We start from the raw sequence: 13,469 nt of genomic DNA, 5'->3' as shown, positions 1-13,469 counted from the left end.
CGCCGGCTCCGGTGCGGGCCCGGGCCCACGGCCGCCGGTTCCCGTGCGGGCCCGGGGGCCGGCGCCGCGCGGCTGCGTGCCCGCGGGTCGCCGCAGGCGAGTGGCGTCCTGGCAGGGCTCAGGTGCGCAGCTCGTGCCGGACGGGGCGCAGGCGCTCGGGTGCGTCGTCGGCGTCCGGGAAGGCGCACGTGAACGACCCGCGGTACCCGAACAGGAACCCGAGCAGCCGGTTGCGGACCTGCAGGTCGACGCGGAACTCCTGCGCGTCGTCGTCGAACCACTCGTGCAGGCGCGCCTCGCCGCTGAGCAGCAGCGGGAAGCGGAAGCCGACCGGACCCTCGTAGAACCGCTGGCCGTGCGTCGTCAGGCGCAGCGAGCCGTCGTCCTGCACCTGGAGGTCGAGGTCGACGGCGAGGTGCTGGTGCGTGCCGAGGTAGTCGACGACCCGGCCCTCGTGCAGCACCATGGTCGCGTCGAACCGCCGGGTCCGACCCCGCAGCAGGTACTCGCGGACGAACGTCACCGTCTCGCGCCCGTGCGGGTCCCGGTACGGGAAGTTCGAGATGGTGAACGGCACCTCGCGGCCGACGTCCGGCAGCAGGATGTTGCGGACCGCGCCGAGGTAGAGGAACGGCAGCGTCCACCACGGACCGCGCCGGATCTCGTGCATCACGCCCGTCCCGACGCACGCGTACCCCGCGTCGAGCCCCACGCCGAAGCGCTTCTGGAGCATGGGGTGCAGGCGGGCGAAGTCCGCACCGAGGGCCTGGGCGAACACGGACGTCACGGCGCCTCCAGCTGGTCGAGCGTGGCGGGGGCGTCGTCCATGACGGACGGCGCCGGGTCGGTGGTGGCGCGTCGGCCGGGCGCGCGCCCGTGCGGGCCGGCGGCGGACCGGTGCGCGTCGGCGAGCCGGTGCGGCGCACGCAGGCAGCGGCTCGCACGCGGGCGGTCCGGGCGCCACACCGCGAGCACGGACCTCAGCGGCCAGCGCTCGGGCTCGGTGCCCGTCTCGGCCCAGATGCGCAGGCGGTCGAAGCTCCACGCGGTGAGCCAGCCCACGACGCGGCGCAGCACGAGCCGGTCGAGCAGCCGTCCCCAGCCCGGCGCGTAGTCGTACCCGGTCACGAACGTGACGCCGCCCTCGGTCGGCACGTAGCGCCAGTAGCCGCGGCCCGGACCGAGCGGGGAGAGCCGGTCGGGCGTCGTGAAGCGCAGGGCCGACGTCCGCGTGCCGTCGGGGCGGTGCCGCTCACCGAGGCTCGTGCCCGTCCCGACGAGCGTGTGCAGCGGCAGCCGCAGCTCGTAGCGGAACCGGTAGCCGCCGCCCGCGAGCGCCTCGACGGGCGTGATGCGGGTGAACCGGGCGTCCCAGCGGGGGTGCAGGTCGGTGTCCTGCGTGAGCTCCCACACCCGGTCGAGCGGCGCACGGACGTGCGTCTCGACGTAGATGGGCGCGGTCACGCCCCGAGCATGGCGGTGCTGCGCCTCCCGCGGGAGGGGGTGCTCAGTCGGTGAACCCGTGGTCCGACTCGGAGGCGTCGGACGACGCCGCCACGAGCCGGGCCCGGTAGCTCCCGAGCGCGCGCACCGCGGAGCGCGGCAGGAGCCGGGCGACGCCGGCGGCGGCCTGGTACCGCAGGCTGGGGGTCGAGATGACGACCCCGCGGCGCACGTCCGCGAGCGCGGCCGCGACGACGGAGTCGGCGTTGAGCCACGCGACCTCGGGGAGCGCCGTCATGTCGATGCCGGCGCGCTCGTGGAACTCGGTGTGCACGAACCCGGGCTGCAGCACCGTGGCCGTCACGCCCGTCTCGCGGAGCTCCACCGCGAGGCTCTCGGTGAACGTGCGGACCCACGCCTTGTGCGCGGAGTAGGTGCCCGACGCGAGGAGCGCCGCGAGGGACGACACGTTGAGGATCGCCCCCCGGCCGCGCCGGGTCATCGACTCGGCGGCCGCGTGCGAGAGGACCAGGACGGTCCGGACCATGAGCTCGAGCGAGCGCTCCTCGTCCTCGAGCTCGCCGTCGAGGAACCGCTTGCGCAGGCCGAGGCCGGCGTTGTTCACGAGGAGGCCGACCGGACGCTCGTCGGAGCGCAGCCGCTCGGCGACCCGCTCGACGTCGGCGCGGTCCGCCAGGTCGGCGGTGAGCACCTCGGCGTGCACCCCCGCGGCGGCGTGCAGCTGGGCGGCGAGCCGCTCGAGGCGCTCCGTGCCGCGCGCCACCAGGACGACGTCGTGCTTCGCGGTCGCCAGCTGCCAGGCGAACTCCAGCCCGAGGCCGGCGCTCGCACCCGTGATCATCGCGGTACCCATGGCCGACACCTTACGGACCGGTGGACGCCCTTGTCAGACGATGCGGGAGCCCGTCCGGAGCCGTCCGAGCCGGTCGCGCGCCGGTCGCGGGCCGGTCGCGGGCCGGTCGCGCGCCGGTCGCGCAACGGTCGCGGGCCGGTCGCGCGACGGTCGTTAGCCTGGCCCGCATGCGACTCGCCACGTGGAACGTCAACTCGATCCGGGCCCGCGCCGAGCGCGTGCTCGCGTTCCTGGAGCGGAGCGGCACGGACGTCCTCGCGATCCAGGAGACCAAGTGCAGGGACGAGCAGTTCCCGTACGCGATGTTCGAGGCGTCGGGCTACGAGGTGACCACGAGCGGGTACAGCCAGTGGAACGGGGTGGCGATCCTCTCCCGGGTGGGCACGCAGGACGTCGAGCGCGCGTTCGCGGGGCAGCCCGGGTTCGGCACGGAGCCCGTCACCGAGGCCCGGGCGCTCGGCGCGACGTGCGGCGGCGTGCGCGTGTGGAGCCTGTACGTCCCGAACGGCCGGGCGGTCGGCGACCCGCACTACGTCTACAAGCTCGAGTGGCTCGAGCGCCTGCGCGTGGCGGCAGGTGCCTGGCTCGACCCGGCGGCGGGGGGCGACCCCACGGCGCAGGTCGCGCTCGTCGGCGACTGGAACATCGCGCCGCTCGACACCGACGTCTGGGACATCGCGGCGTTCGCCGGGGCGACGCACGTGACCCCCGCGGAGCGCGAGGCGTTCGCGGCGATCGCGGCGGCCGGGTACACCGAGGTCTCGCGGCCGCACACCCCGGAGCGTGCGTACACGTACTGGGACTACAAGCAGCTCCGGTTCCCGCGCAACGAGGGCATGCGGATCGACCTGACCTACGCCTCCCCCGCCCTCGCGGCGCGCGTCACGGGCGTGACGATCGACCGCGAGGAGCGCAAGGGCAAGGGGGCGTCGGACCACGTGCCCGTGATCGTCGACCTGGCGGACTGACGGCGCCCGCGGGGAGCCGTCCGGCCCGCTCCGATCCACCCTCGCGCGGACGAGCATCACCCGGCGCACGGGCTCGGCAGCACCCGCGCACGCACTAGGTTCGTCGCCATGAGCACGACGCCCGGGTGGCCCCCGTCGGACCCCGAACCGCACAACCCGTTCGCCGCCCCGGGCCCGGACCGGAGCACGCCCGCCGCCGGCCCGGTCCCCGGCTCGGGCTACCCCGTCGCTCCCCCGCCGAGCGGCTACGAGGCGGTCTCGCTGAGCAAGCCCGGGACGTCCGCGGACGGTGGCGCACCCGCCGGCCCGACAGCACCGTACGGCGCGGCCCCGACGCCGCCCGCCACGCCCTACGGCTCCGCGCCGGCACCCGCGTGGGGCGCCACGCCGTCGAACCCGTACGACCAGGCCCCGTACGACCAGGCCTCGTCCGGCGGGTACGGCGCGACGCCGTCGCGCGTGTACGGCGCGACGCCGTCGAACCCGTACGACCAGGCCCCTGCGGGCGCGTACGGTGCCGCGCCCGCCGCCGCGTACGGTCAGCCGCAGCAGGGTTACGGCCAGCCCGCCCCGTACGGCTACGCCCAGCCCGGCCAGCAGCCCGGGTACGCCCAGCCCGGCTACCCGCAGCCCGGGTACGGCTACCCGCCGCCCGGCACGTGGGGACCGCCCGAGCCGCCGGTCGACGGGCTCGCGATCGCCGCGATCTCCACGAGCGGCGCGGGGGTCTTCCTCGGCGGGGTCACCGGGCCGGTCGGCATCGGGCTCGGCATCGCGGCGCTGCGCCGCATCCGGCGCACGGGTCACCGCGGTCGCGGCCTCGCCGTCGCGGGCATCTGGGTCGGCGCCCTGATGACGCTGTGGCTCGGCGCGCTCGTCGCGCTCATGGTCTACGGCTTCACGACCGACCCCGACGGCACGGGCAGCCTCGCGGAGAGCTTCGAGCAGGGGTTCGAGGAGGGCATGTACGACGACTCGCTGCCCTCCTACGAGCTCACCGACGCGCTCGTGCCGGGCGACTGCCTCGTGCGGGTCCCGTACGACTACGACCTCGTCGACGCCCGGACGGTCGACTGCGCGCAGCCGCACGGTGGTGAGGTCGTCGCCGTGGTCGAGATGACCGGACCCGTCACCTTCGACTTCGAGACCGACGACCCGGCGTACGACGAGGCCTGGTCGGACTGCCAGGTCGCGGCCTCGGAGCTCGCGACGCAGATCGTGGGCTACGACGTGGGCGTCGACGTGTTCTACCCGCACCCCGACCAGTACGCGGCCGGCCGCACGTCCGGGTACTGCGTGCTCGACGGCTGGGACAGCGAGCTCACCGGCTCGCTCGTCGCGGGCGGGCTCCTGGTCGACGGCGAGCCCGTCTCCCCCTGAGCCGGGCCCGTCCCGTCCGTCGGCCCGCGCCGCTCGGTTAGGTTCGACCCATGAGCTCAGCGCCCGGCCCGCAGCCGTCCGGACCCGGCCCCGACCGGCCCGGGGACCCGTTCGCGTCGTCCGCGGAGCCGTACTACGCGCCGGGCTGGGAGGCCCCCGCGGTACCCACCGAGCCCACCGCCTGGGCGTCGGTCGTGCTCGGCGTGCTGGGCGGCGGGCCGGTCGCGCTCGTGCTGGGGCTCGTCGCCCGTGCGCGCGTGCGCTCCCGCGGCCGGCGCGGTGGCCGGCTGGCGCTCGCCGGGATCGCGCTCGGGGTGCTGGGCACGCTCGGGTGGACCGGGGTCGTCGTGGGCTCGGTCCTGACGTCGCGGGCCGAGCGTCCGCTCGCGGGCGACGTCGACGCCCGGCGCGAGGTGCACGCGCGCCAGCTCGTGACCGGCGTGTGCCTCGCGGAGCTGCCGGCCGACGGTCCCGTCGACACCGTCACCGCCGTTCCGTGCGCCGACCCGCACGCCGCCGAGGTCGTCACGCAGTACGCGTTCTCGCCCGACGCGATCTGGCCGGGGCAGGAGTCGGCCGACGCGCGCGTCGCGTCGGCGTGCGCGCTGAGCCCCGCGGAGCTTGAGCAGGGGGTGCGCCCGGTCACCTGGGCGCCGACGGAGCAGTCGTGGGGTCGCGGGGACCGCACGGGCGTCTGCCTCGCGACCGTCGAGGGCGGCGGGATCACCGGGTCGTTCCTCGACGGGACCGTCACGCTGCCGTAGCCGGTCGGCGGAGCGTCGCGCCCACCGGGCGGTCGTGGCACCCCGCGCCCACCGGTCCGTGGTCGCACCCCGCACCCACCGGTCCGTCGTCGCACCCCGCACCCACCGGTCCGTCGCCGCACCCCGTGCCGCCGGCCGCGGCCCGCCCGCACGTCCGGCCCGTCCGTCCGTCCGTCCGGCTACGCGATCACGAAGATCACCGAGATGAGCGCGAACGCCAGCACCGACTCGAGGGTCTGCTGGACCGTCCACGTCCGCAGCGTCGTCTTGACGTCCATGCCCATGAGCCGGCCGACGAGCCAGAAGCCCGAGTCGTTGACGTGGCTCGCGAAGACCGAGCCGGCCGCCGTGGCGAGCACGATGCAGGCGACCTGCAGCGCGCTGTAGTCGCCCGCACCGACTGCCGGGGCCATCAGCCCGGCCGCGGTGACGAGGGCGACCGTCGCCGAGCCCTGCGCGAGCCGCAGCACGACCGCGATGACGTACGCCGCGACGATGACGGGCAGCCCGATGTTCTCCAGGGACGTCGACAGCGCGTCACCGATGCCCGACGCGCGCAGCACGCCGCCGAACATGCCGCCCGCGCCGGTGATGAGGATGACCGAGCACACCGGGCCGAGCGAGGAGTCGAGGACCTTCTCGAGCGCCGTGCCCGACTCCCCGCGGCGGGTGCCGAGCGCGATGGCGGCGACGAGCACCGAGATCAGCAGCGCGACGCTCGACGTGCCGACCAGGGTCAACGACTGGACCCACAGCGCGTCGCCGTCGACGGCACCCGCGGCCTCGGCCGAGTCGAGGCCGGTGTTCATGAAGATGAGGACGAGCGGGAGCAGCAGCACGAGGATCACGGTGCGGACCGACGGCGGGTTGGTCGGCTGGTCGTCGTCGAGCTCACCGAACAGCCCCGGCACGGGGAGCGGGTACTTGAGCCCGACGCGCTTCCCCCACAGGTAGCCGGACAGGTACCAGACGGGCAGCGCGATCACGAGGCCGATCAGGAGCACGAGGCCGAGGTTCGCGTCGTACAGCTCGGTCGCGGCGACGGGCCCGGGGTGGGGCGGCAGGAACACGTGCATGACGGAGAACGCGGCCGCCGCCGGGATGCCGTACAGCAGCACGTTCGTGCCGCCGAGGCGCCGGGCGACCGCGAAGATGATGGGCAGCATCACGACGAGCCCGGCGTCGAAGAAGATCGGGAACCCGAGCATCAGCGAGGCGACACCGAGCGCGAACGCCGCGCGGTCCTCGCCGAACACCGACACCAGCTTCTCGGCGAGCACGCGCGCGCCGCCGCTGTGCTCGATGAGCTTGCCGAGCATCGCGCCGAGCCCGATCAGCAGCGCGACCGGTCCGAGCGTGTTCCCGAAGCTCGTGATGAGCGTCGGCGCGATCTGGTCGAGCGGGATCCCCGTCGCGAGCGCCGTCAGGAGCGAGACGACGATGAGCGTCAGGAACGCGTGCAGCTTGAACTTGATGACCAGGAGGAGGATCAGGGCGATCGCGCCGGCGGCGATCGCCAGCAGCGGCCCCGCTCCGAGCGTCTGGGTGAAGTCCTCCATCGGATCTCCTCGTCATCGAGGCTCTCGGCGCGTCCGGTCGGGCGCCCGACGCCGGCGCTCCGAGCCTGGCACAGAGCCGGGCGGACGGCACGGCGGCGGGCGCCTGACCTGCACGTCCGGGCGTGTCGGCCCGTCCGCCCGTGCGCAGGTGTCGTCGGCGCGGGCGAGTGCGGGTGGGTCAGACCTCGACGGTCGTCGTCAGGTCGGTCGTGCCGGCGTGGCGGGCGACCTCGACGGTGAACTCGCCCGGCTCGGTCGCCCAGCCGTGCACGTCGGTGTCCCAGTGCCCGAAGGCCCGCGGGAGCACGACGACGGCGGCCGTGACGGTCGCGCCGGCCTCCGCCTCGACGGACGCCCAGCCCGCGAGCCACCGCACCGGGCGCTCGACCGCGCTGCCGGGGCGGCTCAGGTACACCTGGACGACCTCGCGCCCGGCGCGCGTCCCCGTGTTGGTCACGTCGACGCTGACGATCGCCGGACCGTGACCGGTGAACCCCACCGACACGTCGTCGTACGACCACGTCGTGTAGCCGAGCCCGAAGCCGAACGGGTACGCCGGCGCCGCACCCGAGCGCAGCCACGCGCGGTAGCCGAGGTGCACGCCCTCGTCGTAGCGGACGACGCCGTCGCGCGGGGTCACGTCGAGCACCGGCACGTCCTCCTGCGCCGCGGGCCACGTCGTCGGCAGCCGCCCGCCCGGCTCGGCGGCACCGGTCAGCACGTCCGCGAGCGCGTGCCCGTACTCCTGGCCGCCGAACCACGTGAGCAGCACCGCGGCGACGTCGTCGCGCCACGGCATCACGACGGGCGAGCCGGAGTTCACGACGACGACCGTGCGCGGGTTCGCGGCGGCCACCGCGGCCACGAGGTCGTCCTGGCGTCCGGGCAGGGACAGGTGCGTGCGGTCGAAGCCCTCGGACTCGACCTTCTCGTTGGTGCCCACCACGACGACCGCGACGTCGGCGGCGCGGGCGGCCTCGACGGCCTCGGCGATCAGGTCGTCGGGCCGGTCGACGACGGGACGCCAGCCCGCGGTGAAGCCGAGCACGCCGGGCAGGTCGGAGCCGTCCGGCATCGACGGGATGCCGGTCATGGGGTGCGTCCAGCGCAGGCGGTACGTGCGCCCGGCCTCGACCTCGACGCGCGCAGCGACGCTCGGCGGGGCCATGAGCGCGGCGCCGAAGTCCTCGGGGGCCACGGCGAGCTCCTCGTCGAGCACGGTCTCGCCGTCGACCGCGAGCGCCGTGCGGCCGAGCACCGCCCAGCCGAGCTCGACCGGGCCGCTCGCGGCGGGGGTCCAGTCGGTCTCGGCGTCGAAGTCGTGCCCGACGGGCGCGTTGCCGAGCCACATGAGGTCGGTCGCGCGCCGGACCTCCTCGAGCAGCACGCCGCCCTCGGCGTCGAGGAAGCGCACGCGGATCCCGGGCTCGCCGGTCTGCGGGTCGCGGATCTCGTCGAGCGGGAACGGCAGGACGCCGTCGTGCACGAGCGCGCCGGTCGCGTGCGTGACGGTCGCGCCGGGGAACGCCGCGCGCACCCCGTCGAGCGGCGAGACCGTCCCGACCGGGACCACCGTCGCGGAGCCGCCGCCCTGGGTGCGCGGGCGCAGGGCGCTCTGCCCGAGGACCGCGACGCTCGTCGGCGCCGGGGAGGCCCCGCCGGCGAGCGGCAGGATCCCGTCGTTGCGGACCAGGACGATGCCGCGCGTCTCGACCTCGCGGGCCAGGGCGATGTCGGCGTCGTCCGTCGGGCGGCGCGACCCGTCCGCCGCGGTGGCCGCAGGTGCGGCGGCCGCCGGTGCGGCGTTCACGAGGTCGGCCGCGTCGACCCCCTCGAGCGCCCCCACCCGGGCGGCGAGCAGCAGGATCCGCCGGACCTTGTCGTCGACCGCGTCGAGCGGGACCTCGCCGGACTCGACCGCGTCGACGAGCGCGTCGCCCCACGGCCCCACGGGCCCGGGCATCACGAGGTCCTGCGCGGCGGCGGCCGACGCGAGCGAGCGCACCGCCGTCCAGTCGGAGATCACGACGCCGTCGAAGCCCCACGAGCCCTTGAGCGGCTCGCTCAGCAGCGGGTGCTCGGTCATCGTCGTGCCGCCCACGGCGTTGTACGCGCTCATCACGGACCACGCGCGCCCGCTGCTGACGGCCCGCTCGAACGGCGCGAGGTAGACCTCGTGCAGCGCCTGCTCGCCCACCTCGACCGACGCGGAGAACCGCTCCGTCTCGAAGTCGTTCGCCACGTAGTGCTTGGGGCACGCGCCGACGCCGTTGTCCTGGCAGCCGTGCACGAACGCCTCGGCGAGCTCGCCGGTCAGCAGCGGGTCCTCGGAGTACGCCTCGAAGTGCCGGCCGCCGAGCGGGCTGCGGTGCAGGTTGATGGTCGGGCCGAGCACCACGTCGACGCCCTTGCGGCGGGCCTCGTGCGCCGCGGCGACGCCGTAGCGGTAGGCGAGGTCGGTGTCCCACGTCGCGGCGAGCGCGGTCGCGCTCGGGAGGTTGAGCGACGGGTCCCGCTCGTCCCACTCCGCTCCGCGCACGCCCGAGGGCCCGTCCGAGACGACCAGGGTGCGCAGGCCGACCGCCGGCTCGGCGTGCAGCGACCAGAAGTCGGCGCCGGTGAGCAGCCGGACCTTCTGCGGGAGGGTCAGGCGCGCGAGGAGCTCCTCGACGCGGGTCTCGGCGGGCACAGTCATCGTCGACCTCGTTCTTCCGTGCGGCGGGTGTCGGGTCCTGCTTACCAGCCGGTCCGGCGACGCGCCCGGGCCGTGCGGCCCGGGCCCCGGCTGCGCCCGCGCGCACGTCTCAGACGCGGACGGCGAGCCGGTCGTCGAGATGCTCGCGCACGGTCGCCGCCATGTCGACCGCGTCCCGGTCGAGCAGCCACTGGAGCTGCAGACCGTCCATGAGCGCGACGAGCGAGCGCCCGGCCGTCACCGGGTCGATGCCCGGGCGCAGCGCACCCTCGGAATGGGCGACCCGGAACGCCTCGACGCACAGCGCGACGACGCGCGCGTACCGGTCGACGAAGAACGAGTGCGCCGGGTGGTCGGGGGCCGTCGCCTCGGCGGAGAGCACGCAGTACAGCTCGACGAGCCCGGGCGACTGCGCGTTGTGGGCCACGACGTCGACGAGGTGCCGCAGCGCGTCGACGCCCTGGCTCGTGTCGAGCTCGAACTGCGCACGGTCGAGCCGGTCGCGCCGGTCGAGCACCGCGGCGAGCAGCGACTCCTTGGTCGGGAAGTGGTGCAGCAGCCCGGGGTGCGACAGCCCCGCGCGCGCCGCGATCTCGCGCAGCGACGCCGCCCGGTACCCCACCTCGCCGAACAGCACCGTGGCCGCGTCGAGGATGCCCTCCCGCTTGGCCCGGCCCTTCGCGTACCCGCGCAGCGACTCGTCAGCCACGTCGCCCCCTCGGTCGTCTCGCCCCCGGAGACGGAGCACCTGGTCAGGCGTCCGACAAGGACGAGGGTAGCGCTCCCACACCCGGGCACGGCGAGCGGTTTGTGGACGTCCCGGGGAGCGGGTGTGCAGGTCGGGACGGGTGCGGCCCACCGCGTCGGGGCCCGACGCTCACGTCTGCGCCGCTGCGACCGATACGTGGGACGACCGTCTCGACACGCCCGTGGAGGACCCCCGTGATCACGACCCCGACCCGGACGCCCACCGCTGCCGGCCCGCCCGGCCCCTCCGTGCCTGGCGTGCCCGGCGCGCGGAGCCTCGCCGACCTGCCCGTCCGCGTGCGGATCCTCGCCGGGGTGCTGGTCATGGCGGTCGTCGTGGTCGTCGTCGGCGTCGTGGCGACGCTGCAGATCCGCGGGCTCGAGCGCAACGCGCACGACCTGTACGCGGAGAACCTCACCGAGCTCAACTCGCTCGCGGCGATGCAGCGCTCGCTCGCGTCGAGCCGCGCCCGCGTCCAGGAGTACTCGCTCGCCGGCTCCGACCGCCGCGCCGAGATCGCGGGCGAGGTCGAGGAGCTCCACGTGTCGCTCGACGAGGCGATCGCCGCCTACCGGCCGCACGCGATCGACGACGCGGCCGTCGACGGGTTCGCGGTCGCGATCGACGAGTACCAGGCGGTCGTCCCGCGCCTGTACGAGATCGCCGACGGCGGGGACCTCGCCGAGTTCCAGGCGTACTTCACCGAGGCGATGCGCCCCGCGCTGTCCGACGCGGGCGACACGCTCGAGCTCGAGCGCGAGGCCCAGGCGAGCAGCGCGCAGGAGCGGAATGCGGTGTCGACCCGGTCGACCGCGAACGGGCTGCGGCTCATCCTGCTCGTCGCGGGCCTCGGGATCGCCGCCGCGGTCGGCCTCGCGCTCGTCGCGGCGCGGACGGTGACGCGGCCGCTGCACGCCGTCGGGCGCTCGCTCGAGGCGATGGCGGCCGGCGACCTCACGGTCGACGCGGGCGTGCGCTCGCGCGACGAGGTCGGGGCGATGGCGCGGGCGCTCACGAGCGCGCAGCAGAGCATGCGGGCCGTCATCGGTCAGGCGCGCGACTCCGCGCTCGAGGTGGCCGCCTCGTCCGAGGAGCTGTCGCTGACGTCCGAGCAGCTCGCCGTCGCGACCGAGGAGACGTCGGCGCAGGCCGGGGCCGTCGCCGCGGCCGCGGACCAGGTCAGCGGGAACGTCCGGACGGTCACCGCCGGTGCGCGCGAGATGGAGGCCTCGATCGGCGAGATCTCCCGCAACGCGAGCACCGCGGCACGCGTCGCCGGGGACGCCGTCGAGCTCGCCGGGTCCACGACGCAGACGGTCGCGTCGCTCGGCGACTCGAGCGCGCAGATCGGCAACGTCGTCAAGGTCATCACGAGCATCGCCGAGCAGACCAACCTGCTCGCGCTCAACGCCACGATCGAGGCCGCCCGGGCGGGCGAGGCCGGCAAGGGCTTCGCGGTGGTCGCGGGCGAGGTCAAGGAGCTCGCCCGCGAGACGGCGAAGGCGACCGAGGACATCGCGGCGCGCGTCGCCGCGATCCAGGCCGACGCCGCGGGCGCCGCGGAGGCGATCGGGCGGATCGCGGACGTGATCGCCGAGATCAGCGACGTCCAGACCACGATCGCCTCGGCCGTCGAGGAGCAGACGGCCACGACCACCGAGATGGGGCGCAACGTCGCCGACGCGGGCGCCGGGACGGACGAGATCGCGCGGAACGTCGCCGGGGTGGCGTCGGCCGCGTCGGTCGCCGCCGAGGGGGTCGCCCAGACCCGCAGCGCGTCGCAGGACCTCGCGCGCCTGTCGAACCAGCTCACCGAGGCGATGACGCGCTTCACGGTCTGACCTGCACGGGCCCGCGCGCCCGGCCACACGGGGGACGGCGTCGACCCCGGAGGACGGCACCGGACCCTCGCACGCCCCGCGGGCGCGCGAGGGTCCGGCGGTCGGGTCACTCCCCGGGGAAGACCACGCCCAGCTGGCGGCGGACCTCGTCGGCCGTGCGGAGCACCGCGACGGTCTCGTCGAGCGGCTGGAGCGGGGACTCGGTGCGGCCCTCGGCGACGTAGCGCGCGAGCGCCGCCGCCTGGAAGCACAGCCCGGCGTGCCCGGTGATGCGGTTGTCGTCCCACGTGACGCGCTCGTCGCCGGCGACCATCGTCACGCTCGTCGGCGTGAAGAACTCCCCGCCGAGCTCGAGGCGCGCGCGCGAGCCCGTGACGGTCCCGGTCTGCGCGGTCGCGCCGAGCATCGTCGTGAAGACCTGCGCCTGCACGCCGCTCGCCCAGCCGAGCTGCACGAGCGCCTGCGCGTCGACCCCCGTCGAGGCGAGCACGCCGGTGGCCTGGACGCTGTCCGGCTCGACCGCGAGGGCCGTGGCGCCCGCCCCGCCGGCGTGCCCCGCGACGAGCTGCGCCCACGCGAGCGGGTAGATGCCGAGGTCGAGCAGCACGCCGCCCGCGAGCGCCGGGTCGAGCAGCCGGTGAGTCGGCTCCGGGTCCGCGAGCACGCCGAAGTCGCCGGTCACGAGGTGCACGTCGCCGAGCGCGCGGTCGTCGAGCAGCTGGCGCACCACGTCGGTGTGCGGCAGGTAGCGCGTCCACATGGCCTCCATGACGAACACCCCGGCCGCCCGGGCCGCGGCCACGACCTCGGCGGCCTCGGCGGCGTTGCGCGTGAACGCCTTCTCGACGAGCACGTGCTTGCCGGCCGCGATCGCGAGCAGCGCCTGCTCGCGGTGCTCGCTGTGCGGGCTCGCGACGTACACCACGTCGACCTCGGGGTCCTCGACGAGCTGCGCGTACGAGCCGTACGAGCGCTCGATCCCGTGCTGCGCCGCGAACCGGGCCGCGCGCTCGGCCGACCGCGAGCCCGCGGCGACGATCCGCTGGTTCGTGTTCGCCAGGACCGTCTCGGCCCACATGCCGGCGATCCAGCCCGGCGCGAGGATCCCCCAGCGCAGCGGCGGCGCGTCGGCCGGGTCGGGGAAGCGGGGGGCGGGCAGGGCGGCGGGCAGGACGCGTGCGGCGGTCATGACGCGCA

General features: G+C 75.5%; 11 protein-coding genes. 4 read left to right on the top strand and 7 right to left on the bottom strand.

Annotated elements, in window-relative coordinates:
• Positions 1-118: 118 nt before the first annotated feature.
• From AB6N24_RS05435 to AB6N24_RS05425, 3 genes are read right to left on the bottom strand one after another with little or no spacing between them, the layout of a single operon-like run.
• Entirely contained in the window at positions 119-787 is a 669-nt protein-coding gene (locus AB6N24_RS05435; protein WP_412868407.1) for a DUF4166 domain-containing protein, read from the bottom strand.
• On the bottom strand, positions 784-1,464 hold the full coding sequence (locus tag AB6N24_RS05430; RefSeq protein ID WP_412868406.1) for an SRPBCC family protein: 681 nt from the start codon (positions 1,462-1,464) through the stop codon (positions 784-786). Before AB6N24_RS05430 ends, AB6N24_RS05435 begins: the two co-directional genes overlap by 4 nt.
• Positions 1,465-1,507: 43 nt before the next feature.
• A complete protein-coding gene (locus tag AB6N24_RS05425; protein WP_412868405.1) occupies positions 1,508-2,317 on the bottom strand; it encodes an SDR family NAD(P)-dependent oxidoreductase in 810 nt (269 codons plus the stop codon).
• Between the two features lie 167 nt (positions 2,318-2,484).
• On the opposite strand from AB6N24_RS05425, the gene AB6N24_RS05420 reads away from it, so the two are divergent.
• The 3 genes from AB6N24_RS05420 (at position 2,485) to AB6N24_RS05410 (ending at position 5,429) form a co-directional block, all read left to right on the top strand.
• Positions 2,485-3,285, top strand: coding sequence for an exodeoxyribonuclease III (locus AB6N24_RS05420; RefSeq protein ID WP_412868404.1), 801 nt, complete (start codon positions 2,485-2,487; stop codon positions 3,283-3,285).
• A 108-nt stretch (positions 3,286-3,393) separates the two neighbouring features.
• Positions 3,394-4,665 (top strand): DUF4190 domain-containing protein, encoded by a 1,272-nt coding sequence (locus tag AB6N24_RS05415; protein ID WP_412868403.1) that lies wholly within the window; start codon positions 3,394-3,396, stop codon positions 4,663-4,665.
• A 50-nt stretch (positions 4,666-4,715) separates the two neighbouring features.
• Positions 4,716-5,429 carry a DUF4190 domain-containing protein gene (locus AB6N24_RS05410; RefSeq protein WP_412868402.1) on the top strand — a complete coding sequence of 238 codons (714 nt, stop codon included), beginning with the start codon at positions 4,716-4,718 and terminating at the stop codon, positions 5,427-5,429.
• A 179-nt stretch (positions 5,430-5,608) separates the two neighbouring features.
• Here the strand turns inward: AB6N24_RS05410 and AB6N24_RS05405 are convergent, their stop codons facing one another.
• The 3 genes from AB6N24_RS05405 to AB6N24_RS05395 form a co-directional block, all read right to left on the bottom strand.
• On the bottom strand, positions 5,609-6,988 hold the full coding sequence (locus AB6N24_RS05405) for a GntP family permease (RefSeq protein ID WP_412868401.1): 1,380 nt from the start codon (positions 6,986-6,988) through the stop codon (positions 5,609-5,611).
• Between the two features lie 178 nt (positions 6,989-7,166).
• Entirely contained in the window at positions 7,167-9,683 is a 2,517-nt protein-coding gene (locus AB6N24_RS05400; protein ID WP_412868400.1) for a beta-glucosidase family protein, read from the bottom strand.
• A gap of 109 nt (positions 9,684-9,792) precedes the next feature.
• Entirely contained in the window at positions 9,793-10,392 is a 600-nt protein-coding gene (locus AB6N24_RS05395; RefSeq protein ID WP_412868399.1) for a TetR/AcrR family transcriptional regulator, read from the bottom strand.
• Between the two features lie 233 nt (positions 10,393-10,625).
• On the opposite strand from AB6N24_RS05395, the gene AB6N24_RS05390 reads away from it, so the two are divergent.
• Positions 10,626-12,272: a methyl-accepting chemotaxis protein gene (locus AB6N24_RS05390; RefSeq protein WP_412868398.1), complete on the top strand. Its 1,647-nt coding sequence runs from the start codon at positions 10,626-10,628 to the stop codon at positions 12,270-12,272.
• 106 nt (positions 12,273-12,378) lie between these two features.
• On the opposite strand, the gene AB6N24_RS05385 is transcribed toward AB6N24_RS05390, so the two are convergent.
• Complete coding sequence (locus tag AB6N24_RS05385) at positions 12,379-13,461, bottom strand: Gfo/Idh/MocA family protein (RefSeq protein WP_412868397.1); 1,083 nt, start codon at positions 13,459-13,461, stop codon at positions 12,379-12,381.
• Positions 13,462-13,469: the final 8 nt, after the last annotated feature.

The organism is Cellulomonas jepli (genome assembly GCF_047229345.1).
Classification (GTDB): Bacteria; Actinomycetota; Actinomycetes; order Actinomycetales; family Cellulomonadaceae; genus Cellulomonas_A.
This window is presented reverse-complemented; position numbering and strand designations above follow the sequence as displayed.

Coding starts and splice junctions, on each gene's coding strand:
- AB6N24_RS05425 (WP_412868405.1), bottom strand. CDS start 2,317: ATGGGTACCGCGATGATCACGGGTGCGAGCGCCGGCCTCGGGCTGGAG.
- AB6N24_RS05420 (WP_412868404.1), top strand. CDS start 2,485: ATGCGACTCGCCACGTGGAACGTCAACTCGATCCGGGCCCGCGCCGAG.
- AB6N24_RS05415 (WP_412868403.1), top strand. CDS start 3,394: ATGAGCACGACGCCCGGGTGGCCCCCGTCGGACCCCGAACCGCACAAC.
- AB6N24_RS05410 (WP_412868402.1), top strand. CDS start 4,716: ATGAGCTCAGCGCCCGGCCCGCAGCCGTCCGGACCCGGCCCCGACCGG.
- AB6N24_RS05405 (WP_412868401.1), bottom strand. CDS start 6,988: ATGGAGGACTTCACCCAGACGCTCGGAGCGGGGCCGCTGCTGGCGATC.
- AB6N24_RS05400 (WP_412868400.1), bottom strand. CDS start 9,683: ATGACTGTGCCCGCCGAGACCCGCGTCGAGGAGCTCCTCGCGCGCCTG.
- AB6N24_RS05385 (WP_412868397.1), bottom strand. CDS start 13,461: ATGACCGCCGCACGCGTCCTGCCCGCCGCCCTGCCCGCCCCCCGCTTC.